The sequence below is a fragment of the Pseudoclavibacter sp. Z016 genome, assembly GCF_002931215.1.
Lineage (GTDB): Bacteria > Actinomycetota > Actinomycetes > Actinomycetales > Microbacteriaceae > Pseudoclavibacter.
Window position 1 is genome coordinate 328,097 of the sequence record NZ_PSTU01000011.1, and the last position, 23,430, is coordinate 351,526.

Genomic DNA, 23,430 nt, shown 5'->3' on the forward strand with positions numbered 1-23,430 from the left:
GATGTTAGATCGTGCCGAGGATGTCGACGACGAAGACCAGGGTTGATCCCGCGGGAATCGCCTCGCTCGCCTGGTCGCCATAGCCGAGTGCTGGCGGGATGACGGCGATGACCTGCGAGCCCACCGTCTGTCCGACCAGAGCCTGCGCGAAGCCGTCGACGACGCCGGTGGTGGAGAACTGGGCGGGGGTGCCGCGGTCCCAGGAGCTGTCGAACGTCTCCCCCGTCGCGAAGAGGACGCCGGTGTACTGGACGACGACGGAGCTGCCCTCTGCCACGACGGGGCCGGTGCCGAGCTTGCGGGTCTCGAGGACCAGCTCGTCCGGCGCAGTCGCACCTTCGACGATCGTGACCTGCGGGGCGCCCTCGGCCGCATCCGTGACCGTGACGAGCGACTGCGTGGAGGCCTGCTCGGCTCCGGTTGCCCGCGTCTCCGGCACCTCGATCACGTCGGCGACGACAAGCGCGGGAGGCGTGTCCGTTGCTCCCGCGTTGGCGGTTCCCTCCAGGAGCAGGGCCGCGGGGATGAGGGCGACGACGCGCGAACCGGAGGTCACGCCGTCGAAGAGCCCCGTGAGGTAGCCCGGGATGCCCTCGGCGTCGAGGTCGAGGACCTGCCCGAGCGGTGCGTACGGGCTCTCCTCGGCCTTCGTGCCAGCGTCGTACACCGTCAGGTTCGCGGCGACCGTGGAATCGAGGGTGATCTCCTCGCCGTCACCCTCGATCTCGACGCGGCGCTCCATCTCCTCGCCGAGACCTGCGACATCGCCGATCTCGACGGTCGGTGCTGCGCCGTACTCGCCGCTGACCTCGACGCCGTTGAGCGCGTCTCCGCTCGCTGCGGGGGTCGAGCTGCCGGCGCACGAGGCCAGGCCGAGCGAGAGGAGGAGGGCCGCGGCGATCGCGGGGAGACGTCGTTGCATTGATCCGCCTTGCGTGGAATCGAGAGGGAGGTGGGAAGTCAGCCTGGTCGCTACTCGGCGGCCAGGATGTCGATCACGAAGACCAGCGTGCGTCCCTGCGTGGCCGTGGCGTTCAACGGCCCTGGCTGGGACGCGAGACGCTCGGGGGGAAGCACGACGACGAGCTGCGAGCCCACGGGGGTGCCCACGATCTCCTGGCTCAGACCGAAGAGGCCGTCGGTGGGTGCCATGGTGAGCTGGAGCACGTTGTTGCCGGGGGTCCACGTGGATGCGACCTGCTCACCGGTCGTCCAGTCGAAGGCAGAGAGCTGCATCGTCACGGCCTGGCCTTCGGCGACCGGGGCACCGTAGCCGTCGATGCGCACGTGTCGCTTCGGGGCTGCGGGCGGGTCCTGGGCTGGCATGGTGACACCAGGGGTGCCGTTCGGTGCCGTGACGACGGCCGGGATGCCGTCTTCGGGGGCGGCGATGCGTCCACCGGCACTCGATGGGTACACGTCGAGCACATCGGCGATGGCGACGATCGTCATGGCCGGGTCGACCCCCGTCGATGCCGCCGCCTCGCCGAACAGGACGCTCGCGGGCATGACGGCGACGACGCGCTCGCCGGTCTGCGAGCACTCGATGGCCTCCGCGAGTCCGGGGAAGGTGTTCGCGATCGTCGCCACGCTCGTCGGCGCGGAGGCACCGGACTCATCCGCGACCGTCGGGCTGTAGGGCACGAGGACCTCGCCGCCGGCGCCGTCGAGCAGCTCGAAGTTCGCGCGCACGACTCCGGACGGCGTGACCGGGTCGCCGGTTCCGACGCCGTCACGCGTGGTCTCGAGAGCAGTTACCGAGAGGGGATGCGGCAGGGTCGCGCCGCTGAGTTCGCCGAACGCGCCGTCGGCAGTGATGCTCGTCGAAGCGGTGCCCTCGACGCCGGGCAGCTCGCACGCCGCGACGTCGAGCTCGCTCTCCGGCCAGGTGACGCAGCCCGTGAGGGCGATCGCGACGGCGGACGCGGTCATCGCGGCCCCCACGAGTCGGATTCCTGTGCGATTCATTCGCTCTCTCCCTCTGGTCCGGTGCTCTGCGCGTCGGTGTCGTCCTGCTGCGTTTCGGAGGGCTCCGGCTCGCTGCCCTGTCCTGAGGTGATGGCGGCGCCGCGCTGCGCGAGTCTGGCGCGCTTGCGGAGCACCTTGTCGCTCACCTGTCGGTCACCCAGCGATCCCGGCGTCCAGATCTCCACGTCCTCGTCGCTGAAGTCAGATTTCGAGGCTCGGCGCTTGAGGTTCGGCAGGACGGCGCCGTCCGCGAGTCGGCGGGCCGTGAGCAGGAAGCCGGTGTGGCCGATCATGCGGTGGTCGGGACGCACAGCGAGGCCCTCGACGTGCCACCCGCGGACCATCGTCTCGTCGGCGTTCGGATCGGTGAAGAGGCCGGTCGCGCGGATGGCCTCGGCGACGCGGGACAGCTGGGTGACCGTGGCCACGTAGCAGAGGAGCACTCCGCCGGGCTTGAGGGCATCCGCGACGACCTCGAGGCACTCCCAGGGGGCGAGCATGTCGAGCACGGCGCGGTCGGCGGTCCCGTCGGCGTGCTGCTCGGGCAGCGCTTCGGCGAGGTCGCCGAGCACGAGGTTCCAGTTGTCCGGCTTCTCGCCCATGACGCTGATGACGTTGCCCTCCGCGACCTGGGCGAATTCCTCCCGGCGTTCGAAGGACGTGAGCGAGCCCGTACCCCCGAGCATGCGCAGGATCCACAGCGAGAGCGCGCCTGAGCCGACGCCGGCTTCGATGACGCGTGCACCGGGGCGGATATCGGCCTTCGCGAGGATCGCCGCGGCATCCTTCGGGTAGATGATGGCGGCACCGCGCGGCATGGACATGACGATGTCCTCGAGCAGCGGACGCAGCGCGAGGTACTGACCGCCGTCGGTCGCGGCGATGACCGAGCCCTCGTCGACGCCGATGATCGTGTCGTGGTCGATCATGCCCTTGTGCATGAAGTAGCGCTTGCCCGGCTCCAGGTAGAGGGTGCTGACGCGTCCCTTCGGGCCGGTCAGCTGCACGCGGTCTCCAGCGCGGAAGGGTCCGCCGATGTCGGTCTGGGTCATAGCTGTGCTTCGCTTTCTCGGTTGGCGGCGTCGTGTGCCGTCTGTGCGTCCTGTCCCGTCGCCGTTGCGCTTGCGACGCGCTCGACGAGTTCGCCGAGTTCATCGAGGGTGATGCCCTCGAGTGTGTGCGTCACGAGATGCGCGTGGTGCGCCTCGAGCGTCTGGCCGTGCGGGATGCCGATCGTCGCGCATCCGGCGGCCCGAGCGGCCTCGAGGCCGCGGCGTGAGTCCTCGACCGCGATGCAGCTCTCCGGGGCGACGCCCAGCTGCTCTGCCGCGCGGAGATACGGTTCGGGGTGCGGCTTGCCGTTGTCGACCTCGTCGCCTGCGATCACGATCGTGAACAGCGGGGCGTCGAGCGTCGAGACGACTGCGTCGGCGAGGATGCGCGTCGAGTTCGTCACGAGCGCGTTCGGGATGCCTGCAGCGTGCAGGTCCGTCAGCAGCTCCAGAGCGCCGGGCCGCCAGTCGAGCTCCCTGAGGATGCTCGCCATGACCGTCGAGTTCATGTGGTCCACGATCTCCTGCGGCTCGAGCCTGACGCCGAGGCGAGCGAAGAACTCGGACGCGTCGGCCATGCTCGAGCCGACCATCCCCAGCTCCTGCTCTTCGGTGAGCGGGGGCAGGCCGTGGTCGCTGAGGAGGTTCAGCTGAGCGGTCTGCCAGTACTGCTCGGTGTCGACGATGGTGCCGTCCATGTCCCACAGGACGGCGGCGGGAAGTTTCGAAGGAGCCACGGGGCGACAGTCTACGGGGCGGCAGGGCGGCTGCCGACGCCCCGCCGCGTATCCTTGGACGACAGTCCATCCATGGCGAGGAGCACGGTGACGGATCACAGCGAGGCCACCACACCATTTGCGCGAGGCAGACTGCTGGTGGTCGCCCTGCTCGGCTGGAACGACGCGGGCGACGCGGCATCGAGCGCCGTCCGATCGCTGCAGGAGGCTATCGGCGCGGACCGCCTCATCGAGGACATCGACGACGAGTCCTTCTTCGACTACTCGATCCACCGCCCGGTCATGAAGGCTGGTGTGGAGGGGATCCGGAAGATCCAATGGCCGAGCGTCGCCTTCAGCGGCATCCCGCTGCGTGAGGCCTCGGCGACGGACGCCCCGGCCGAGACCACCGAGCTCGCAGCAGATGCGGGGCTCTCAGTGAGCTCCGACAACGGTGAGAACGTCTTCGTGCTCATCGGGCCCGAGCCGACGCTGCGGTGGCGGAGCTTCACGAAGCACGTCGTCGACCTGTGCGAGCGGGAGGGCATCACGCGCGTCGTGCTCGTCGGGGCGCTCCTCGCTGACGTGCCGCACACCAGACCCATCACGATCTTCATGTCGAGCGACGACGCGGCGGTCCGCGAGGAGCTCGACATCGACCGCAGCGAGTACGAGGGTCCGACGGGAGTGCTGTCGGCGATCGGCGAGGAAGCGCGTTCGCGCGGCATGCTGGTGCTCTCGCTCTGGGCTTCCGTTCCCCACTACGCGCACCACTCGCCCTCGCCGAAGGCCACGCTCGCCCTCGTCGACCGTCTCACCGAGATCGTCGATGTCTCGATTCCCCACGGCGAACTCGTCACCGAGTCCGCGGAATGGGAGGCGGAGGTGACGGAGGCGACTGCGCAGGACGAGGAGATCGCGCAGTACGTCGGCTACCTCGAGCGCACGCGCGACATGGTCGAGGCGCCTGAGGCGTCCGGTGAGGCGATCGCGCAGGAGTTCGAGCGCTTCCTCGAGCAGGCGGCCGGGAAGAAGCCCCAGCCGGGGCCAGGAGCGTTCCCGACCGATCTCTCGGGGACCGCGCAGCGGCCCATGGGAGGCGACCGCCGAGTGACGCCCGAGGGTGACGATCAGGATGCGGACGCTGCCGAGTCGGAGTCTCCTGCCGCGGAGGAGACCGAGGCACCAGAGGACTCCGAGGACTGACCCAGCCAGGAGCGGGTCCCGGGCCGGGACCCGCTCGGAGCTACTCGCTGGTGAGGCGCACACCCAGGAGGGCGTCGACGAGCCTGACGACGTCGCCGTCTCCGGCGGCCGGAGGCGCCTGCACCCACTCGTCGACGATCTCGACGACCGCTGGGGTGTTCAGATCCTCGGCGATCGCCGCCCGCATCCGCGTGACGAAGCTGCTCTGCTCGGACGGGACTCCTCCGGCGATCGACCGCCGTGCTCGCTCACGCCAGGCAGACAGGCGCTCGCTCGAGCGCTCGAGCTCCGCGTCGGTCCACTCCCAGTCGCTCCGGTAGTGGTGGGAGAGCATCGCGAGCCTGATCGCCATGGGATCGACCCCATCGGCGGTGAGCCGCGAGACGAGCACGAGGTTGCCGAGGGACTTCGACATCTTGGTCCCGTCGTAGGCGATGAGGCCAGCATGCGCGTACGCCCGCGCGAAGTCGGCAGCTGAGCCGTCCGAGTCCGCCGAGGTCAGCGAGATCGCGTGCGCGGCCGAGAGCTCGTGGTGGGGGAAGCGAAGGTCGCGGCCGCCGCCCTGCACCGAGATCGGGGCGCCGAGCGTGCGCGTCGCGATGACGGAGCACTCGATGTGCCAACCGGGACGACCGAGTCCCACGGTGCTCTCGAAGGCGGGCTCGCCGTCGCGCGCGCTGCGCCAGAGCAGCGGATCGAAGGGGCCGTGCTTGCCCTCACGGTCCGGGTCTCCCCCGAACTCGAGGAAGGCGGCTTCCATCTCGGCTGGGGTGTACCCGGAGACGTCGCCCATCGTCCAGCTGCTGGCTGTCTCGGCGGCCGCGACGTCGTAGTACACGTCGCCGAGCTCGGTGACGGCAGCGGGAGCCGCGTCGCTCGCGACGGCAACCCGGTAGGCGAGTCCCGCGTCGATCAGTTTCGCGATGGCCTCGCCCGTCTCGGCGATGCTGTCCTGCACCCGCACGTACGCGTCGGGCGGCAGCACACGAAGCGCGGCCATGTCCGAGCGGAAGAGGTCGGTCTGCGAGGTCGCGATCTCCTGCCAGTCGCGCCCCGTCTTGGCGGCGCGCTCGAGGAGCGGGTCGTCGACGTCCGTGATGTTCTGCGCGTACCTGACCTCGAGACCCGCATCGCGCCAGGCGCGTCCGAGGGTGTCGAACGCGAGATACGTGGCCGCGTGGCCGAGGTGCGTCGCGTCGTATGGGGTGATCCCGCAGACGTAGAGGGTCGCGATCCCATCGGGGGTGACGGTGTCCTGCACACGTCCGCTCGCCGAGTCGAAGACCCTGATCGGACCACCGCCGTTGCCGGCTACCGAGGGGACTGCAGGGATGGGCCACGAGGGAACGGTTCGCACCGGGACATCCTATGTCGCGCCCCAGCCTTCACCGTCGAGTGGGACTCCCCACCGCGTGTCAGCGTCAGGCGGCGCCGCTCGTCGGGTCCATGAGTCCGAACGAGAGCAGGATGATGATGAGCGTTCCGAGCGCGATGCGGTACACCACGAAGGGCAGGAAGCTGCCCTTGTTGAGGTACGCCATGAGGTATTTGATGACGACGAGGCCGACCACGAACGAGATGATCGTCGCGATGATCGTTCCGACGACGGGCGCCTGGGCACCCTCCGTCTCCCCGAACGCGGAGACGAGCTCGTAGAAGCCGGAGCCGAAGACGGCTGGCACGGCCAGGAGGAAGCTGTAGCGGGCAGCCGACGGGCGGTCGTAGCCCATGATGCGTCCGGCCGTGATCGTGCCGCCAGAGCGCGAGACGCCGGGGATGAGGGCGAGCGCCTGAGCGAACCCGTAGACGATGCCGTCCCTCGTGTTGAGGTCCTGCAGTGCCTTCGCACGCTTGCCGAAGATGTCGGCGAGGCCGAGGATGACACCGAAGATGATGAGCGTGAACGCCACGATCCACAGCGACCTGAACTGGTCCCGGATCAGGCTCTGCAGCAGGAAGCCGAGGACGACGATCGGGATCGAGCCGAAGATGATGAGCCAGCCCATGCGCGCATCTGGGTCGCTCCGCGGAACGCTGCCGCGAAGCGAGCCGAACCAGCGCGAGATGATGCGCTTGATGTCGCCCCAGAAGTAGACCAGGACGGCGGCCTCGGTGCCCAGCTGGATGATGGCGGTGAACGTCGCCCCAGGGTCCTGCACGCCGATCCACTCGCCGACGATGCGGATGTGCGCGCTCGAGGAGATCGGGAGGAACTCAGTGAGCGCCTGCACGAGTCCGAGGATGACGGCGTCAAACCAGTTCATTGCCACTGCCTTTTCGAGAGAGATTTCCTGCTGCGGCCGCGGTCGAGGTCACGTCGGGCCCGGCGCACGCTAACACGAATCCGGGAGTCAGGCGCGGATGGCACCCCGGAGCCGAATGGATGCGGAGAGCGGGCGTGCCCGGATCGAGCACGCCCACCGAGCGCTCAGTAGCTGCGCAGGAAGTCCCCGAGCACCTTGCGTCCGAAGACCAGCGACTCGAGCGGCACGCGCTCGTCGACGCCGTGGAACATCGCGGGGAAGTCGATGCCCTCGGGGAGGCGGAGCGGGGCGAAGCCGTAGCCCTCGATGCCGAGCGTCGCGAGCGCCTTGTTGTCGGTTCCGCCGGAGAGGAAGTACGGCACGACGACGGCTTCGGGGTCGTGCTGCTGCAGGGCCGCCGTCGCCGCGTCGACGATCGGGCCCGAGACGGGAGCCTGCGTGCCGATGCCTCGGAACACGGTCTCGATCTCGATGTCGTCGCCGACGATGGCCTGGATCTCCGCGAGGAGCTCGTCCTCGGCTCCGGGGAACGGCCGCGCGTCGATGGCGACGCTCGCCGATTCGGGGATGACGTTGTGCTTGTAGCCGGCGTTCAGCATCGTTGGGTTCGTCGTCGAGCGGAGGCTGGCCGTGAGGAACCCAGACGCGCTGCCGGTCGCGAGGACGATGGCACCCGGCGTGGTCTCCTGCGGGTCGACCTCGAGGAGGCGAGCGAGCTCCGTGATCATCGAGGAGGTCGTGTCGTTGAGGAGCACCGGCCACTCGTGGGAGCCGAGCTTCGCGATGGCCTGGGCCAGGCGCGTCACGGCGTTCTCCTCAGCAGGGATGACCCGTGAGCCGTGAGCCGCCCTCCCCTTGGCGTGGAGCCGCAGCCACAGGAGCGCCTTCTCCCCCGTCTGCAGCAGGTAGGCGCGTTTGCCGCCGACCGTGATCGAGTAGCCGCCGACCTCGGAGATCGCCTGCGTCGCGCCAGCGAAGAGCTCCGGATGGTCGCGGGCGATGGGCTCGGATCCGAACTGGCCGCCGTTCTCCTCGTCGGCGAAGAACGCGAGGATCAGCTCGCGCTCCGGCAGCTCGCCCGCGCCGAGGATCTCCTCGACGGCGGTCAGGATCATGGCGTCCATGTTCTTCATGTCGACGGCACCGCGCCCCCACAGGAGGCCGTCCTTGATGACGCCGGCGAATGGGTCGACGCTCCAGTTGCCAGCTTCCGCCGGGACGACATCGGTGTGGCCGTGCACGACGAGCGCCGGCTTCTCCGGGTTGCGCCCCGGGATGCGCGTGAAGATGCTCGGGCGTCCTGGGGCCGCCTCGATCGTCGTGACGTCCAGACCGAGAGCCTGGAGCCGCGCCTCCAGGTACTGCGCAGCCTCGGTCTCGCCCTTGGAGCGGCCTTCGCCGTAATTCGTGGTGTCGAGGCGGATGAGGTCCTGGGTCGTCGTGACGGTCGGATCGAGTTCGAGGGAGTCAGCCATGCCCCAACGCTACCGCCGCGGAGTCCCCCAGATAGTCCCTGCGACGCGCCCGGGATGCACGCTTTTCGGCCTCGATTAGCGTTTCGCCGGAATCCTGGTAATGTTTCTCCTCGTGCTCAACAGCACAACCTGCGCGGGTGGCGGAAATGGCAGACGCGCTAGCTTGAGGTGCTAGTGCCCGTATTAGGGCGTGGGGGTTCAAGTCCCCCCTCGCGCACAGGTTGAAAGGCCCGGGAGTTTTCTCCCGGGCCTTTCGTGTTCCCTGCCGCAGCTTCCTGTTGCTTCCCTCAGGTCATCTGCGCTGCGCTTCCTGACGCACTGCGTAGTGAGACGGCGCGGAGGGAAACACTCGGCAACGTTGGCTTGCCAGGACACGCTCTGCGGGTGACGCTCGGTGAGGCCCATCCACCGTCATCCCAGGAGTGCACCAGTGCCCGCTGAAACCACGTCGCTCGCGAACCACACGCAGATCGATCAGACCGAGCTCTCCGAGAGCTTCCGCTCGCTGTTCCGCCAGCACCCCTCGGGTGTCGCGGTGCTCACGGCCGAGAGCGAAGCCGGTCCGGTCGCGATGACGATCACGTCGCTCACGTCGGTCAACGCCTCCCCCGCGCTTGTCGCCTTCTCGCTGTCGAAGGCCTCGTCGGCGACGCCCGGAATCCTGGGATCGTCCAGCGTGCTCGTGCACTTCATCGACGAGGCGTCGCTCGCGGTGGCCCAGGTGGCCGCCACGAGCGGTATCGACCGCTTCGCAGACCGAGACAGCTGGGGCTATCTGCCGAGCGGAGAACCGCACTACAGGGCCGTCACGCGCTGGGCGCGTGGCAGCGTCCGCAGCACGCTCGACGTGGACGGCGCGGTTCTTGTCGTCCTGGACATCGTCGAGGCCAGGGACGGGAGTGCTGGCGCCCCGCTGGAGGACGACGGGGTCGTCTACCGCAACCGCGTGTGGCGAAAGCTCGGCGCCCCGCACAGCTGAGAGGGACTCGTGGGGCGGTCGGGTAGTTTGGGGGCGCAGCACTGTGACGAGCGATTGGCGCATGAACTGCCTCCACGCCCCCAGACCGAGAAGGACCTCCTCGAACCATGCCCGGCCTCGCCACGACACTCCTCTACGCCGCAAGCTCAGGGGGGAGCGCCGTCGATGAGGCGACCGGCGGCATCTTCGGGGTCATCTCCGATTGGGCGATCGAGATCATGGGAACCATCGGAGCTCCCGGCGCCGGCATCGCAGTCGCGCTGGAGAACCTCTTCCCGCCTATCCCGTCCGAGATCATCCTGCCGCTGGCAGGCTTGGCAGCGCACCAGGGCAAGTTCTCCGTGCTCGAGGCGATCATCTGGACCACGATCGGCTCGGTGGTCGGTGCCTATGCCCTGTACTGGCTCGGTCGCTGGCTCGGACACAACCGCATGGTGTGGCTCGCTCGGAAGATCCCGCTCGTCGACGCGGCCGACGTCGTCAAGACGACCAACTGGTTCAAGAAGCACGGCAAGAAGGCCGTCTTCTTCGGCCGGTTCCTGCCGATCTTCCGGAGTCTGATCTCGATACCGGCCGGCATCGAGCGGATGCCCGCACTCCAGTTCGGCCTGCTGACGCTCGCCGGCTCCGCGATCTGGAACACCGTGTTCGTGATGGCCGGCTACCTGCTCGGCGACTCCTGGGAGCAGATCCTCATCTACGCAGACGCGCTCAAGTACCTCGTGTACGCCCTCGTGGGAGGCGCGATCATCTGGTTCCTGGTCGTGAAGATCCGCGGGCGGGTGCACCGCGGCGGCCACTCGGCCTGAAGGCGCGCGCTCAGGTCGGCTGACCGCTGACGGCTCACGAGCGCATGCGCCGCCGGAGCACGTCGATACGCGCCTGGATCTGCGACACGGTCGCCTGTCCCACCGCTGGCCCCCCGCAGCTGCGTCGCAGCTCCGCGTGCACGATGCCGTGGGGCTCCCCCGACTGCTTCGCGTAGACCGAGACGAGGCTGTTGAGCAGCGTTCGCTGCTCCTTCAGGGTTCGGTGGAGCGCCTGGGGTGGCGCGGGAGCCGGTGGGCCTGCCTTCACGCGCGACTCCTGGATGCGCCCCTGCTTCGCCTGGCGCTGGGACAGCACCGACCGCACCTGGTCGGCGTCGAGGATCCCGGGCAGCCCGAGGAACTCCAGCTCCTCCTCGCTGCCGACTTCGGCCGCGTAGCCGAAATCGCCGCCGTCGTAGAGGACCTTGTCGAACAGCGCCTCGCTCGAGATCGCCTCGAACGTGAACTTCCCGAGCTCGTCCGAGGTCTTGTCCGGCCGCTCGGCGGCGGCCATCATGTCTTCTTCCGGAGCGCGGGAGTCGTCGGCGTCAGCGAGCCGATCGAGCGCGTGGTTGCGCTCCATCTCCAGCGCGTGCGCGAGCTTCGTGAGCTGCGGCACGCTCGGCACGAAGACCGTCGCGGTCTCGCCCTTCTTGCGGGCGCGCACGAAGCGGCCGATGGCCTGTGCGAAGAACATCGGCGTCGACGCGTTGGTTGCGTAGACGCCCACAGCGAGCCGAGGCACGTCGACGCCCTCCGACACCATGCGGACGGCGACCATCCACCGCTCGTCGCTCGCGGAGAACTCGGTGATGCGGTCGGACGCGCCCTTGTCGTCGGAGAGGATGAGCGCGGGCTTGGTTCCCGTGATGGTCTTCAGGATCGCCGCGTAGCCCTTTGCCGCCGCGTGGTCGGTGGCGATGACGAGGCCGCCGGCATCCGGGACTTCCTGGCGGACCTCGCTGAGGCGCTGGTCGGCCGCCTGCAGGACCTGGGGGATCCACTGCCCTTCGTGGTCGAGGGCGGTGCGCCACGCCTGGGAGACGATGTCCTTCGTGTTGTCCTCCGCGAGGCCCGCTGACATCTCCTCCCCCTGCGTGTCGCGCCACCGCACGTTGCCGGCGTAGGACATGAAGAGCACTGGGCGCACGACGCCGTCCTCGAGCGCACGGCCGTACCCGTAGGAGTAGTCGGTGAGGGATGTGCGGATGCCGTCCTCATTCGGGGCGTAGGTGACGAACGGGATCGGCGCGGAGTCGGAGCGGAAGGGCGTTCCCGTGAGCGAGAGTCGGCGGTCGGCGTGTCCGAAGGCCTCGCGGATCGCGTCTCCCCAGCTCAGCGCGTCTCCGCCATGGTGCACCTCGTCGAGGATGACGAGCGTGCGTCCGGAGGCCGTCAGGTGGCTGTGCACGCTCGGCTTCATCGCGACCTGCGCGTAGGTCACGGCCACGCCGTGGAACTGACGTGAGTGGATGCCCTGGTTGTTGCCGTAGCGCGGGTCGATGCGAAGGCCGACTCGAGCGGCAGCCTCCGCCCACTGCGTCTTGAGGTGGTCGGTCGGCGCGACGATCGTGATGCGATCGACGGAGCGGCGCTGGAGGAGCTCGGTGGCGAGTCGCAGGGCGAAGGTCGTCTTGCCAGCGCCTGGCGTCGCAGAGGCGAGGAAGTCTCGAGGCTCGGACTCGAAGTAGACGTCGAGCGCCTCAGCCTGCCAGGCACGCAGCCTCCCGGCGGTGCCCCACGGCGCTCGCTGCGGGAACGACGGGGAGAGGTGCTCGGCAGCGAAGGTGCCGACCTGGTGACCGTAGCGTGAGCCGTCGTGGCTGGAGGGATGAGCTTCCTGGACGGCTTCGCGTTCGGTCATGGCTGCGTCGAGTTCCTCTCAGGGCAGTCGCCCGGTCAGCGCCGTGCGGGTGGGTCTTGGATTGGTCCGAGTCGGTGGCTGGCGTGCAGCCGGCGCACGGCTCGCTCGTTCGACGGGTGCAAACCGCCTGCGAGCACGTCCCGCAGCAGTCGCGCGAGCTCATGTCCGGAACGGTAGCCGCTGCCGCCGACAATCCCGAGCGCGTCCTGCGTCGTGGTCGCCGCGGCGGCCACCGCCTCGTACTTCGCCATCGTCAGGCGCGCGAACCAGGCGTCGCCGTGAGGCGCCCCCTCGTCGACATCGCGAGCGATGGACTCAACGAGGGTACGCGCTGCGAGCTGTCGAATGCTCATCCTGGCGATTTCCTCTCGAACCTGCACGTCGTCGGCGAGACGGATCCCGCCCTGCGTCGAGCTCGTCCGGTGCTCGGCGGCCTCGATCGCCAGCTCGAGCGCGCGGTCGCCGATCCCGACGTAGCACGAGGCGACGAGGAGGAGGAAGTTCGAGTGAACGGCGAAGATGTGCGGTTCGCTGCTCGGTCCGACCGGGAGCCGAGCGATGACGCGCTCGGCGGGGATACGGGCACCGTCCAGGGAGGTGGAGCAGCTCTGCGTCCCCCGCATGCCGAGCGTGTCCCAGTCATCGTGGATGCGCACGCCGTCGTCGCCGCGTCGCAGCACTCCGTGGACGAGAGCCGGCTCCGCTCCGGTGTCGTCGCGGCCGAAGGTCACGAGGCTCGTCCAGACGGGAGAGAGCGAGGTGAAGATCTTCATGCCGTGCAGCCGGTAGCCGCCGTCGGCCTCCGGCTCGGCACGGACATTCGAGTCGTAGAGGACGGCGTCGTTGCCGATCTCGGAGATGGCGAGCGCGTAGGTCTCCCCCGCGACGATCTCGCGCAGCATCCAGTCGAGGGCCCCTTCGCCCGCCTCGTGCCTCGCGCGGGCGATGCCGGCGACCACGTGGTGCATGTTCACGGCGAGGGCCGTCGCTGGAGCCGCGGCCGCGAGACGTGCCTGGCATCGCACGGCCTGCTCGAGGGATGCCCCCGTGCCGCCGAAGTCGCGAGGAACCAGCAGCCGCAGGTAGCCGATCTCGCGGAGCGCCTCGAGGTCGTCCGCGGGGAAGGAGTTCTCCGCGTCGTGGCGGCTCGCGCGCTGATTGAGCACCTCGAGCAGGTCATCGGCCAAAATGGATCTCGGGTCTGAAGCTGGCATGTCCACCACGGTACTCGTCACGGCTTCGACCTCGATGACCACGTCAGCGTCTGTGACGGTCTAGTCTTCAGTTCCGATCGAGGAGAGAAACGGCGAGATGTCAGAACCCGAACTCATACCCTGGAGCCGCTACGTGGCGATCGGCGATTCCTTCACCGAGGGCGTCGGCGACCCGGAGCCGACCGCTCCAGGCGGTCTCCGCGGCTGGGCCGATCGTGTGGCAGAGGAACTCGCCGCACACCGCTCCGACTTCGCCTACGCGAACCTGGCCATCCGCGGCCGACTGCTGGATCAGATCGCCGAGGAGCAGCTCGGGCCGGCGCTCGAGCTGAAGCCCGACCTCGTGACGGTCTCCGCTGGTGGCAACGACATCATCCGCCCGGGCGCGGACCCGGACGCGATCGCCGCGCGGTTCTCGCGACTCGTCGGCTCGCTGCGTGCCAGCGGCGCCACCGTCGTGGTGTTCACCGGGGTGGACACGAAGTTCGCGCCGGTATTCTCATCGATGCGCGGCAAGATCGCCATCTACAACGAGCACATCCGCGGGATCGCCGAGTACCACGATTGCATCGTCGCCGACCAGTGGGCTCTTCGCTCCATCCAGCGCCCCAGCATGTGGGTCAGCGACCGCCTGCACCTCAACGCCTACGGGCACCACGAGGTAGCTCGCATGGTGCTCGCCGCGTTGAACGTCGAGAACGAGCTCGTGGCGATGCAGCCTGCACCGGCCCGTCCCTCGCGGTGGCGCGAGGCCCGCGCCCAGGACATGGTGTGGGCGAGGCAGCACCTCGTTCCGTGGGTGCTGCGTCGCCTCAGGAACGAGTCATCGGGCGACAACGTGATCGCGAAGCGTCCGTTCGCCGAGCCCTTCTCTTTCGGCACCGACATCGACTCCCCTCTCGGATGAGCGCGCAGAGCCCTACCCGGTGAGCGCGTAGAGCGCGACGGCGCTCGCCGCAGCGACGTTGAGCGAGTCGACGCCGTGGAGCATCGGTATCGTGACGGTCGTCGTCGCAGCGCTGAGGGCGCCGCGACTCAGGCCGTCCCCCTCCGTGCCGAGCAGGATCGCGACGCGCTCGGGACGGTCCGCGGCGTAGTCCCGAAGCGAGACGGCGTCGTCGTCCAGGGCGAGCGCTGCGACGTCGAAGCCAGCGTCGGCGAACAGCGTGGCTGCCTCCCGCCACACTGGCAGCCGGGTCCACGGCACCTGGAAGACGGTGCCCATGCTGACGCGCACACTGCGCCGGTAGAGGGGATCGGCGCATTCCTGGGTGACGAGCACCGCGTCGGCCCCGAGACCGGCAGCGGCCCGGAACACCGCGCCGACGTTCGTGTGATCCACGAGATCCTCGAGCACCACGACGGTCTTCGCCGTCGCGAGCAGGTCTGCGGGGTCGAGCAGCGGGGGCCTGTGCATCGAGGCCAGGGCTCCCCGGTGCATGCGGAAGCCGGTCAGCTGCTCGAGCTGCTCGCTGGAACCGACGTACACGGGCACGTCGGGGAACGCCTCGAGCAGTGGCTCGACGGTCGGGAGCCACTGCTCCATGAGGAGGAGGGAACGGGGCGTGTGGCCGGCTCGCAGCGCCCGCTCGATGACCTTCGGCGACTCGGCGAGGTAGAGGCCACCTTCCGGCTCGAGGCGACGGCGGAGGGCCACGTCGGTCAGGCGGGAATAGTCGTCGAGTCCAGACTGTTCGAGTGAACGGACGGATGGGGCCGCACGTGGCCAATCGGTCGATTGGAGAGGGGTCAGGCGCATGGAGGCAATCCTGTCAGAAGCGGGCGGTGCCATGGCGGAGCGGTCGCGAGCTGAGGGTCTTGCACGTGCCGCGGATGTGCTGGCGGATCGGGCGTTCGCGGTGCTCACCGGAGCCGGGCTCTCGACGGACTCGGGCATCCCCGACTACCGCGGGGACGGCAAGGCGCCGAGGATCTCGCCCATGACGATCCAGCAGTTCATGTCCGACGAGGCGACGCGCAGGCGCTACTGGGCCGGCGCCGCGCTCGGTGCGGCACGGTTCTCCGGAGCGGAGCCCAACGCGGGCCACCTGGCACTCGCCGAGCTCGAGCGACACGGCGCCACGACGGGGGTCGCCACGCAGAACGTGGATGGCCTCCACCTCCGCGCAGGCAGCCGCAACGTCGTCGAGCTCCACGGCAGCATGCGCACCGCGAGCTGCACGCAGTGTGGGCACGAGGTCTCACGGGCCTCGCTGCTCGCCGACATCATCGAGTCCTCCCCCGGCATCGCCGAGCTGGCGGCCGACGCGAGCAGCCGCCCAGACGGTGACGCCGAGGCGAGCGGCGAGGAGATCGAGGAGCTCCCGAGCTGCCCGGTCTGCGGGGGCATCCTGCAACCGGACGTCGTGATGTTCGGTGACGTCGTTCGTCCCGAGGTCGCCGAGCGTGCCCGCAACCTCGTCGACGAGTCCGACGCGCTCCTGGTCGCCGGTACGTCCTTGGTCGTCAACACTGGACGCAGGCTCGTGCATCGCGCCGTGGCAGCTGGCAAGCCGGTCGTGCTGTTCAACCGCGGCGGGGCCGCGATCGAGCACCTGGCCTTCGTCTACGTCGACGGAGGCACCTCCGAGTCGCTCGCCGACCTCGCGGCCCGGCTCACGTCGGATTCCTAGGCCGACCCAGAACCCCGAGGCCGGCCGGAAGCCGTCAGCGCTGTCGCTGCTCTGCCACCTCTTGGCAGGCGCTGAGCAGCGAGGCGGCGGATCGCTCCCACGCGTACTCGGCGGCCCTCGCCACGCCAGCAGCTGAGGCGGCGGCCCACGCCTGCGCGCTGCCGTCGAGCTGCCTCGCCTTCGTCGCGAGCAGCGCCGCGTCATCGGCCGGGAAGTACCCGGCTGCAGCTCCCCCGACCTCGCGGAAGATCGGGGTGTCGCTCACGAGAACGGGTGTGCCTGCGGACATGGCTTCCACGAGCGGCAGCCCGAAGCCCTCGCTCTTCGACGCGGTCACGAGGGCGGTGGCGTTGGCGAGCAGCGCACGGTACGCGTCGTCGCTCACGCCTTGGTGGGCGACGATCGAACCCGTGGGGGCGAGATCCTCGAGCGCCGCCAGGGTGCGCGCATCCGCCTTCGAGCAGAGGTGGAGTCGCCAGCCAGGCAGGTCGCGCATGGCGCGCGCCAGCGTCTCGACGTTCTTGTATGGCATGAAGGAGCCCATGTAGACGAGATTGGGCTCGCTCGGCGGCTCGGTCCTCGCCGGCGCAGCGAACGCCGGATCTGGCGCGTTGGGCACGAGCGGGATGGGGCGGCGGGTGAGCTTCTTGAACTCGAGCAGCCCGCGGGTCGTCGCCGAGACCACCGCGACCTGGTCCGCACCGGCGAGGAGGAGCCGCTGGGGCCAGAAGGACAGGTGGTAGACCCGCCACAGCGCGCGCACGTACCAGGGGAGGAACTGCGGGGGCTTCGGGTGCTCGTAGTAGATGAGGTCGTGGATGGTGAGGATGAGCCCGTAGTGCCGCCCGAGCGAGCCCATCGTCTGCATGGGGCTCACGACCACGTCGGGGCGCAGCGCGTTGATCTGGCGAGCGACGAACGGCTCCGCTGGCGACGTCGGCGCGCTGATGAGCGCGTGCGGAAGGTCCGGCAGCATGGGCAGCTGGCGTTCGTCGGAGATGAGCATGGTGACCGGGTGCAGTTCGGAGAGCGCACGCACGAGCTCAGCCGAGTACCGCGAGATGCCGTCGTGGCGGTCGATCCGAACGTACCTGCAGTCGAAGAGCAGTTTCACCGGCTGTGCTCCGAGTCGTCGGGTGTGGAGTTCTCGTCGATGAACTCGGAGAGCAGACGGGCGGCTGCGATCGGCGTCTCGTAGTGCACGAGGTGTCCCGTGCCGGCGATCACGTGCAGCGGCAGCTCGGCGAGCCTCGCGAGTTCGAGCTGTGCTTCGAGCGGCGCGATGTCGTCGAGCGCGCCAGCGATGAGCGCGGTGGACGCTGGCAGTTCGTGTGCATGGGCGAGCACCGAGTCGGAGACGGATGCACGGAACGCGGCGAGGAGCGTGTCGCGGTCGGAGAAGTCCGAGAAATGCCGTTCATGCTCGGCGTGGATCCATGCTCGGAGCGGCTTCGAGGTGGTCTTGGCCATGACCTCGCTCATGACGCGTGTGATGAGCGGATGCGAGAGGAGCACCCTGCCCGCCGACTCTGGCAGCTTCGAGCCGAGCCAGTAGTAGAAGATCGCGAGCTTCGTGAGGAGCGCCTGCTGGCCTTCCAGGGCCGGCGCGGCGATGGGGTTGACGAGCACGAGGCGCCGATCGCCGATCGCGACGGGGCGCCGGGCGATCACGAGCGAGCCGAACGAGTGGCCGAGGACGATGGCGGTCCCGTTCGGGTCGACCTCCTGGAGGAACGCCTCGAGCCAGGCCGAGTAGTCGTCGAGCGTGTGTCCGCTTGCGAGTGGCTGCGACTCCCCGAAACCCGGCAGGTCGGGTGCGAGGAAGCGAACGTCAGGGAGCCGTTCCACGACGGGGAGGAGCCCGTGGTGGGTGCCGCGGAAGCCGTGGACCAGCACAACCGTCGCGCGGGCGTCGCCGGCCGATGGGCCGATCTCCCACCAGGCGCATTCGGAGCCGAGGACATGCGCTGTGCGGGCCAGCGACGGGGACTCGGGAGTGGCTGCGAGAGCGGAGGAAGGCATCGTGCAAGAGTGTACCGAGCAGGGCGGGAAGCCGTGCTCAGGCGCTCCCGTGCGATGCGCGGTGGAAGTGCCTGCAAGAGGACGCCGAGGCGGGATGAGGAAGCAATGACCGAGTGGACGAAGCGGATCGCGGTGTTCGATCTCGAGACGACCGGCATCGATGTCGAGAACGACCGGATCGTGACGGCGTTCGTCGGGCTCATCGATGGCGATGGCACGATCGAGCGCGGCACGGATTGGCTGGCGGACCCGGGCGTCCCCATCCCCGAGCGCGCGGCGGCTGTGCACGGCATCACCACGGAGATCGCCCAGTCCGAGGGGCGGCCGGCAGGCGAGGTCGTCGGGGAGCTTCGGGCTGCGCTCGACTGGATCGCCCGGCACCGTGTTCCGCTGGTCATCTACAACGCGCCGTACGATCTCACCCTGTTCGCTCGGGAGTGCGCGCGTCACGGCCTGGAGCAGATCGTCTTCGCCGAGCAGGTCGTCGACCCGCTCGTCATCGACCGGGCGCTCGACAAGTACCGCAAGGGCAAGCGCACGCTCACCGACACCGCCCTCTTCTATGGCGTGGAACTGATCGACGCGCACTCCGCGGGTGACGACGCCGTCGCCGCGGGCCAGCTTGCGCTCGCACTGGCGGCCAAGTATCCCGCGGAACTCGGGCTGCCGCTCCAGGAGCTGCACACGAAGCAGGTCACGTGGGCGGCGGACCAGGCCAGGGACTTCGAGGCGTACATGCGCGCCAATCGAGACCCGGACTTCACCGCCGACGGCGCGTGGCCGGTGCGCAGCGCTCCCTGACCGGCGACGGGCTTCGGTGAGGCACCCAGCAGACGCGCGAAAGGGCGGCACCGAAACGGTGCCGCCCTTTCGTGGAGCAATGGACTACTTGCTGCCGCCGCCGAACTTGGCGTAGCGGTTCTTGAACTTCTCAACACGACCTGCGGAGTCCATGATGCGCTGCTTGCCCGTGTAGAACGGGTGCGAGGCGCTGGAGATCTCGACGTCGATGACTGGGTACGTGTTGCCGTCTTCCCATTCGATCGTCTTGGCGCTCGAGACCGTGGAACGGGTGAGGAACTTCTCCCCCGATGCGAGGTCGTTGAACACCACCGTGTTGTAGGTGGGGTGGACGTCAGCCTTCATAAGGGTTCCTTCAACGAGTTTGGTGAGCAGAATCGGACCACGGGTCCTGAGCCAAAGGACAACTTTAGCAGATAGGAGCCCGTGGGTGTCAGTTCGACGCGCGGGCGGCGTACCGGCCCTGGGCGTTGGTGACGTGGAGGGGAAGTCCGAAGGTCGTCTCGAGGTTCGAGCTCGTGAGCACCTCGGAGATCGGGCCAGCCGCGACGACCTTGCCTTCGCGGAGCAGGAGCACGTGGGTGATCCCCACTGGGATCTCCTCGACGTGGTGCGTGACCATGACGATCGCGGGCGCGAACTCGCTCTGCGCGAAGCTGGAGAGCGCAGCGAGGAGGTTCTCGCGAGCTCCGAGATCGAGGGACGCGCTGGGCTCGTCCAGGAGGAGCAGCTCGGGGTCGGTCATGATCGCCCGTGCGATGAGCGTTCGCTTCTGCTCGCCGTCGCTGAGCGTGCCGAAGTCGCGCTCAGCGAACTCGCCGAGGTTCCATTCCTCGAGGACACGCTGCGCCCGGCGCTCGTCGATCTCCTCGTAGGCCTCGTTCCATCGGCCCGTGACCGCGTAGGAGGCGGTCAGTGCGACGTCGATGACTCGCTCGTCTTCGGGGATGCGCCTCGCCATCGCGCTCGACGCGACGCCGATGCGAGGACGAAGGTCGAAGACGTTGGTCCGGCCGAGGCGCTCCCCGAGCACGTCGACCTCTCCTGACGTGGGGTGCTGCGTCGCCGAGGCGAGCGAGAGGAGCGTCGATTTCCCGGCGCCGTTCGGGCCGAGCACCGCCCAGCGCTGCGTCTCGTCGACGGACCAGGTGACATGGTCGAGGATCGGACGACCGTTGCGAACGACCGTAGCGTCGTTGAATTCGAGAACCGTTGCCATATGCCCCAGCCTAGACGCGGCTCGTGCGCTGGCTTCGGCGGCGCACCGCGTCAGCCAACGAGCTGCTCGTAGATGGAGATCGTCTCGTCGCTGATGCGGCGCCAGGTGAACTCGCGCTCGGCGCGCTCGCGCCCCGCCTTGCCGTAGCGAGCGGCCGTCTCGGGGTCGCTGACGACCTCGGTGAGCACTCGCGCGAGGTCGGCGACGAACTTGTCTGGGTCGAGCGGGGTTCCCGTGCCGTCGGTTGCCTGCTCGATCGGCACGAGGCGTCCGGTGACCCCGTCGTCGACGACCTCGGGGATGCCGCCGGTCGCCGTGCCGACCACGGCTGTGCCGCAGGCCATGGCCTCGAGGTTCACGATGCCGAGCGGCTCGTAGATCGAGGGGCAGGCGAAGACCGTCGATGCCGAGAGCGCGGTCATGATCTCGCGCTTGCTGAGGTGGCGCGCGAGCCAGAGGACGCCATCGCGCTCGGTCTGCAGCTGCTCGACGAGACCTGCGACCTCTGCCTCGATCTCGGGGGTGTCCGGGGCGCCGGCGCACAGGATGACCTGCACCTCAGGTGGCAGCTCGCGCACGGCGCGCAGGAAGTACGGGAGACCCTTCTGCCGAGTGATGCGGCCGACGAAGACGACAGCGGGGCGGTCGGGGTCGATGCCGAGGGCCCGTGCGGCCTCAGGGTCCTCGACGCGCTGCCAGGTCTCGAGGTCGATGCCGTTGTAGACGACCTCGACCTTCTCCGGGTCGAGGTTCGGGTAGGCGCGGAGGATGTCGGCGCGCATCCCGTGGCTCACGGCGATGATGCGGTCGGCGTGCTCGTAGGAGACCTGCTCGATCCAGCTGGAGAGGCGGTAGCCGCCTCCGAGCTGCTCTGCCTTCCAGGGGCGGAGCGGCTCGAGGCTGTGCGCAGTGATGACGTGCGGGATGCCGTGCAGCAGCTTCGCGACGTGGCCCGCGGCGTTCGCGTACCAGGTGTGCGAGTGCACGAGGTCGGCACCCGCGATGTCGTTCGCGATCTCGAGGTCGGTGCCGAGGAAGCCGAGAGCCGGGTTCGCGGATCGGAGGGCAGGGGGCGTGTTGTACGCATAGGTCTGCTGCTCGTCGCGCGCCTCTCCGAAGCAGCGGACGTTGACGTCGATGTCGCGTCTCATCGCCTTGACGAGCTCGGTGACGTGGACTCCGGCCCCGCCGTAGACGGCCGGTGGATACTCGCGTGTTACCAGATCAACTCTCACGGGCTCCACGGTAGTACAGCGGGGCTGGGAACCCCTAAGCTCGAGTCATGTCACAGGCAAAGGTGTTCGGCATCGTTCTCGCTGGTGGTGAGGGGAAGCGGCTCATGCCGCTCACCGCAGACCGGGCAAAGCCCGCTGTGCCCTTCGCAGGCCAGTATCGACTCATCGACTTCGCGCTTTCGAACCTGGTGAATTCCGGGCTCCACAAGATCGTCGTCCTGACGCAGTACAAGTCCCACTCTCTCGACCGTCACGTGTCGCACACGTGGCGTCTCCCCGCGATGCTCAACTCCTACGTCGCCTCTGTGCCAGCGCAGCAGCGACTCGGCAAGCGGTGGTTCTCCGGCTCGGCAGATGCCATCCGGCAGAGCCTGAACCTCATCAACGACGAGTCCCCGGACATCGTGGTCGTCGTCGGCGCGGACCACGTCTACCGCATGGACTTCTCCCAGATGATCGAGGCGCACATCGCCTCCGGGCGCAGCGCGACGGTCGCCGCGATCCGCCAGCCGATCTCGCTCTCGGACCAGTTCGGCGTCATCGACGTCGACCCGGACGACCGAACGCTGATCCGCGAGTTCCTCGAGAAGCCGGAAGACGCTCAGGGGCTGCCGGACAGCCCGGGCGAGATCCTCGCCTCGATGGGAAACTACGTCTTCACGGCCGACAAGCTGGTCGAAGCCGTCATCCGCGACTCGACGCTCGAGGACTCCAAGCACGACATGGGTGGAGACATCATCCCGAGCTTCGTCGATCAGGGCGACTGCGGGGTCTACGACCTCAAGGACAACATCGTCCCAGGGTCGACGGAACGCGATCGCGACTACTGGCGCGACGTGGGAACGATCGACTCGTTCTACGACGCTCACATGGACCTCATCTCCACGCTGCCGATCTTCAACCTCTACAACGAGAAGTGGCCGATCTTCGCGCAGCAGCTGAACTCTCCCCCGGCCAAGTTCGTGCGGGACAGCCGTGGGTCCACGGGCACGATGATCGACTCGATCATCTCGCTCGGCTCGGTGATCTCCGGTGCGCACATCGAGCGGAGCGTGCTCGGTCCGTGGGACAACGTCGAGTCCGGAGCCGCAGTCGTCGACTCCATCCTCTTCGACCGAGTCAACGTGCAGGCTGGTGCTGTCGTGCGTCGCGCGATCCTGGACAAGAACGTCATCGTCAAGGAAGGCGCCTCAGTCGGCGTCGACCGTGAGCACGACCTCCGACGCGGCTTCACGGTCACCGACTCTGGCCTCACGGTCGTGGAGAAGTTCGGGATCGTCGAGCCGTGACCTCGGGCACGTCCCCCCGGTCCCCCTTCCTGGTCGTCCTCGACGTCGACTCGACCCTCATCGAAGACGAGGTCATCGAGCTGATCGCCGACTACGCCGGGGTGACCGATGAGGTTGCCGAGGTCACCGGGCGAGCCATGGCGGGCGAGCTGAACTTCGAGGAGAGCCTGCGCCACCGCGTTGCGCTCCTCGAGGGCGTCTCCTCGACGGATGTCGCGTCGGTGGTGGATCGGGTCGTCGTCACGAACGGCGTCCCAGAGCTCATCGACGGTGTGCACGCGGCCGGCGGTTCCATCGCGGCCGTGTCGGGAGGCTTCCACGAGATCCTCGACGAGCTCGCAGAGCGGCTCGGCCTCGACCGCTGGCGCGCGAACCGCTTCGAGGTCGTCGACGGCAAGCTCACGGGCAAGGTGTCCGGGCCCATCATCGGGAGCGAGGCGAAGCGCGAGACGCTGCTCGAGTGGGCTCACGAGCTCGGCATCGACCCGTCCCGCACGGTCGCGATCGGCGACGGCGCCAACGATCTCGGCATGATGTCGGCTGCTGGTCTCTCGATCGCGTTCGACGCGAAGCCGGTTGTCCGGGAACAGGCGCACGTCAGTCTCCCCGATCGCGACATGCGGCAGGTGCTCGCAGCCCTTGGCCTCGAGGGCTGACGACCGAACAGGGCGCCAACCGGGTGCA

The 23,430-nt window shown here is 68.7% G+C and carries 23 protein-coding genes and 1 tRNA gene; 9 read left to right on the forward strand and 15 right to left on the reverse strand.

Annotated elements, in window-relative coordinates; translation table 11 throughout:
- Positions 1–4: 4 nt before the first annotated feature.
- Genes C5B99_RS07690 through C5B99_RS07705 form a run of 4 tightly spaced genes read right to left on the reverse strand, consistent with a single transcriptional unit; the run spans position 5 to position 3,757 of the window.
- Positions 5–922 (reverse strand): FKBP-type peptidyl-prolyl cis-trans isomerase, encoded by a 918-nt coding sequence (locus tag C5B99_RS07690; protein ID WP_104241182.1) that lies wholly within the window; start codon positions 920–922, stop codon positions 5–7.
- Between the two features lie 50 nt (positions 923–972).
- Positions 973–1,968: a hypothetical protein gene (locus C5B99_RS07695; RefSeq protein WP_146080544.1), complete on the reverse strand. Its 996-nt coding sequence runs from the start codon at positions 1,966–1,968 to the stop codon at positions 973–975.
- Positions 1,965–3,020, reverse strand: a complete 1,056-nt coding sequence (locus tag C5B99_RS07700; RefSeq protein ID WP_104241184.1) for a tRNA (adenine-N1)-methyltransferase — start codon at positions 3,018–3,020, stop codon at positions 1,965–1,967. Before C5B99_RS07700 ends, C5B99_RS07695 begins: the two co-directional genes overlap by 4 nt.
- Positions 3,017–3,757, reverse strand: a complete 741-nt coding sequence (locus C5B99_RS07705; RefSeq protein ID WP_146081017.1) for an HAD family phosphatase — start codon at positions 3,755–3,757, stop codon at positions 3,017–3,019. Before C5B99_RS07705 ends, C5B99_RS07700 begins: the two co-directional genes overlap by 4 nt.
- 87 nt (positions 3,758–3,844) lie before the next feature.
- Between C5B99_RS07705 and C5B99_RS07710 the strand changes: the two genes are divergently transcribed.
- Positions 3,845–4,942, forward strand: a complete 1,098-nt coding sequence (locus C5B99_RS07710; protein WP_258063117.1) for a proteasome assembly chaperone family protein — start codon at positions 3,845–3,847, stop codon at positions 4,940–4,942.
- A gap of 40 nt (positions 4,943–4,982) precedes the next feature.
- Here C5B99_RS07710 and mshC read toward each other — a convergent pair whose 3' ends face one another.
- From mshC to C5B99_RS07725, 3 genes are all read right to left on the reverse strand, one after another.
- Positions 4,983–6,299 carry a cysteine--1-D-myo-inosityl 2-amino-2-deoxy-alpha-D-glucopyranoside ligase gene (gene mshC / locus C5B99_RS07715; RefSeq protein WP_104241187.1) on the reverse strand — a complete coding sequence of 439 codons (1,317 nt, stop codon included), beginning with the start codon at positions 6,297–6,299 and terminating at the stop codon, positions 4,983–4,985.
- Between the two features lie 64 nt (positions 6,300–6,363).
- On the reverse strand, positions 6,364–7,206 hold the full coding sequence (locus C5B99_RS07720; RefSeq protein ID WP_104241188.1) for an undecaprenyl-diphosphate phosphatase: 843 nt from the start codon (positions 7,204–7,206) through the stop codon (positions 6,364–6,366).
- A gap of 164 nt (positions 7,207–7,370) precedes the next feature.
- Complete coding sequence (locus C5B99_RS07725) at positions 7,371–8,681, reverse strand: M20/M25/M40 family metallo-hydrolase (RefSeq protein WP_104241189.1); 1,311 nt, start codon at positions 8,679–8,681, stop codon at positions 7,371–7,373.
- 131 nt (positions 8,682–8,812) lie between these two features.
- Here C5B99_RS07725 and C5B99_RS07730 point away from each other — a divergent pair.
- From C5B99_RS07730 to C5B99_RS07740, 3 genes are all read left to right on the forward strand, one after another.
- A tRNA-Leu gene (locus tag C5B99_RS07730) sits at positions 8,813–8,898 on the forward strand.
- A gap of 213 nt (positions 8,899–9,111) precedes the next feature.
- On the forward strand, positions 9,112–9,660 hold the full coding sequence (locus C5B99_RS07735; protein WP_181059330.1) for a flavin reductase family protein: 549 nt from the start codon (positions 9,112–9,114) through the stop codon (positions 9,658–9,660).
- Positions 9,661–9,767: 107 nt separating this feature from the next.
- Positions 9,768–10,469, forward strand: coding sequence for a DedA family protein (locus C5B99_RS07740; RefSeq protein WP_104241191.1), 702 nt, complete (start codon positions 9,768–9,770; stop codon positions 10,467–10,469).
- 34 nt (positions 10,470–10,503) lie between these two features.
- On the opposite strand, the gene C5B99_RS07745 is transcribed toward C5B99_RS07740, so the two are convergent.
- Positions 10,504–12,333: a DEAD/DEAH box helicase gene (locus C5B99_RS07745; protein ID WP_104241192.1), complete on the reverse strand. Its 1,830-nt coding sequence runs from the start codon at positions 12,331–12,333 to the stop codon at positions 10,504–10,506.
- Positions 12,334–12,368: 35 nt separating this feature from the next.
- Positions 12,369–13,547, reverse strand: coding sequence for an acyl-CoA dehydrogenase family protein (locus tag C5B99_RS07750; RefSeq protein WP_104242032.1), 1,179 nt, complete (start codon positions 13,545–13,547; stop codon positions 12,369–12,371).
- A 97-nt stretch (positions 13,548–13,644) separates the two neighbouring features.
- On the opposite strand from C5B99_RS07750, the gene C5B99_RS07755 reads away from it, so the two are divergent.
- A complete protein-coding gene (locus C5B99_RS07755) occupies positions 13,645–14,454 on the forward strand; it encodes an SGNH/GDSL hydrolase family protein (RefSeq protein ID WP_104241193.1) in 810 nt (269 codons plus the stop codon).
- Positions 14,455–14,466: 12 nt separating this feature from the next.
- Here C5B99_RS07755 and C5B99_RS07760 read toward each other — a convergent pair whose 3' ends face one another.
- Positions 14,467–15,306 (reverse strand): RNA methyltransferase, encoded by an 840-nt coding sequence (locus C5B99_RS07760; protein WP_104241194.1) that lies wholly within the window; start codon positions 15,304–15,306, stop codon positions 14,467–14,469.
- On the opposite strand from C5B99_RS07760, the gene C5B99_RS07765 reads away from it, so the two are divergent.
- Positions 15,305–16,180, forward strand: a complete 876-nt coding sequence (locus C5B99_RS07765; RefSeq protein ID WP_258063118.1) for a Sir2 family NAD-dependent protein deacetylase — start codon at positions 15,305–15,307, stop codon at positions 16,178–16,180. The two genes, C5B99_RS07760 and C5B99_RS07765, sit on opposite strands and share 2 nt — an antisense overlap.
- Positions 16,181–16,214: 34 nt before the next feature.
- Here the strand turns inward: C5B99_RS07765 and C5B99_RS07770 are convergent, their stop codons facing one another.
- Together C5B99_RS07770 and C5B99_RS07775 are read right to left on the reverse strand one after the other, a co-directional pair.
- Positions 16,215–17,294 (reverse strand): glycosyltransferase family 1 protein, encoded by a 1,080-nt coding sequence (locus C5B99_RS07770; RefSeq protein WP_104241196.1) that lies wholly within the window; start codon positions 17,292–17,294, stop codon positions 16,215–16,217.
- Positions 17,291–18,202 (reverse strand): alpha/beta fold hydrolase, encoded by a 912-nt coding sequence (locus C5B99_RS07775; RefSeq protein WP_104241197.1) that lies wholly within the window; start codon positions 18,200–18,202, stop codon positions 17,291–17,293. The genes C5B99_RS07770 and C5B99_RS07775 overlap by 4 nt, the downstream gene beginning before the upstream one ends.
- Positions 18,203–18,307: 105 nt before the next feature.
- Between C5B99_RS07775 and C5B99_RS07780 the strand changes: the two genes are divergently transcribed.
- On the forward strand, positions 18,308–19,003 hold the full coding sequence (locus C5B99_RS07780) for an exonuclease domain-containing protein (protein ID WP_104241198.1): 696 nt from the start codon (positions 18,308–18,310) through the stop codon (positions 19,001–19,003).
- A gap of 84 nt (positions 19,004–19,087) precedes the next feature.
- Here C5B99_RS07780 and C5B99_RS07785 read toward each other — a convergent pair whose 3' ends face one another.
- From C5B99_RS07785 to glgA, 3 genes are all read right to left on the reverse strand, one after another.
- Positions 19,088–19,348 carry a type B 50S ribosomal protein L31 gene (locus tag C5B99_RS07785; protein WP_068481959.1) on the reverse strand — a complete coding sequence of 87 codons (261 nt, stop codon included), beginning with the start codon at positions 19,346–19,348 and terminating at the stop codon, positions 19,088–19,090.
- Positions 19,349–19,436: 88 nt separating this feature from the next.
- The gene (locus C5B99_RS07790; RefSeq protein ID WP_104241199.1) at positions 19,437–20,222 is read right to left on the reverse strand and encodes an ABC transporter ATP-binding protein; all 786 of its coding nucleotides are present in this window, start codon (positions 20,220–20,222) and stop codon (positions 19,437–19,439) included.
- A gap of 50 nt (positions 20,223–20,272) precedes the next feature.
- A complete protein-coding gene (gene glgA, locus C5B99_RS07795; protein WP_104242034.1) occupies positions 20,273–21,457 on the reverse strand; it encodes a glycogen synthase in 1,185 nt (394 codons plus the stop codon).
- A 47-nt stretch (positions 21,458–21,504) separates the two neighbouring features.
- Here glgA and C5B99_RS07800 point away from each other — a divergent pair, with 47 nt between their 5' ends.
- Both C5B99_RS07800 and serB read left to right on the forward strand, forming a co-directional pair.
- Entirely contained in the window at positions 21,505–22,746 is a 1,242-nt protein-coding gene (locus C5B99_RS07800) for a glucose-1-phosphate adenylyltransferase (protein WP_104241200.1), read from the forward strand.
- The gene (gene serB / locus C5B99_RS07805; protein WP_104241201.1) at positions 22,743–23,402 is read left to right on the forward strand and encodes a phosphoserine phosphatase SerB; all 660 of its coding nucleotides are present in this window, start codon (positions 22,743–22,745) and stop codon (positions 23,400–23,402) included. Before C5B99_RS07800 ends, serB begins: the two co-directional genes overlap by 4 nt.
- The last annotated feature ends 28 nt before the right edge of the window (positions 23,403–23,430 follow it).

Bases quoted from the DNA above. Each gene is read 5' to 3' on its own strand.
- C5B99_RS07760 (WP_104241194.1), bottom strand. From the start codon at position 15,306: ATGCGCCTGACCCCTCTCCAATCGACCGATTGGCCACGTGCGGCCCCA.
- C5B99_RS07780 (WP_104241198.1), top strand. From the start codon at position 18,308: ATGACCGAGTGGACGAAGCGGATCGCGGTGTTCGATCTCGAGACGACC.
- C5B99_RS07720 (WP_104241188.1), bottom strand. From the start codon at position 7,206: ATGAACTGGTTTGACGCCGTCATCCTCGGACTCGTGCAGGCGCTCACT.
- C5B99_RS07765 (WP_258063118.1), top strand. From the start codon at position 15,305: ATGGAGGCAATCCTGTCAGAAGCGGGCGGTGCCATGGCGGAGCGGTCG.
- C5B99_RS07750 (WP_104242032.1), bottom strand. From the start codon at position 13,547: ATGCCAGCTTCAGACCCGAGATCCATTTTGGCCGATGACCTGCTCGAG.
- C5B99_RS07725 (WP_104241189.1), bottom strand. From the start codon at position 8,681: ATGGCTGACTCCCTCGAACTCGATCCGACCGTCACGACGACCCAGGAC.
- C5B99_RS07745 (WP_104241192.1), bottom strand. From the start codon at position 12,333: ATGACCGAACGCGAAGCCGTCCAGGAAGCTCATCCCTCCAGCCACGAC.
- C5B99_RS07790 (WP_104241199.1), bottom strand. From the start codon at position 20,222: ATGGCAACGGTTCTCGAATTCAACGACGCTACGGTCGTTCGCAACGGT.
- C5B99_RS07690 (WP_104241182.1), bottom strand. From the start codon at position 922: ATGCAACGACGTCTCCCCGCGATCGCCGCGGCCCTCCTCCTCTCGCTC.
- C5B99_RS07700 (WP_104241184.1), bottom strand. From the start codon at position 3,020: ATGACCCAGACCGACATCGGCGGACCCTTCCGCGCTGGAGACCGCGTG.
- C5B99_RS07755 (WP_104241193.1), top strand. From the start codon at position 13,645: ATGTCAGAACCCGAACTCATACCCTGGAGCCGCTACGTGGCGATCGGC.
- C5B99_RS07800 (WP_104241200.1), top strand. From the start codon at position 21,505: ATGTCACAGGCAAAGGTGTTCGGCATCGTTCTCGCTGGTGGTGAGGGG.
- C5B99_RS07775 (WP_104241197.1), bottom strand. From the start codon at position 18,202: ATGCCTTCCTCCGCTCTCGCAGCCACTCCCGAGTCCCCGTCGCTGGCC.
- C5B99_RS07785 (WP_068481959.1), bottom strand. From the start codon at position 19,348: ATGAAGGCTGACGTCCACCCCACCTACAACACGGTGGTGTTCAACGAC.
- C5B99_RS07695 (WP_146080544.1), bottom strand. From the start codon at position 1,968: ATGAATCGCACAGGAATCCGACTCGTGGGGGCCGCGATGACCGCGTCC.
- C5B99_RS07740 (WP_104241191.1), top strand. From the start codon at position 9,768: ATGCCCGGCCTCGCCACGACACTCCTCTACGCCGCAAGCTCAGGGGGG.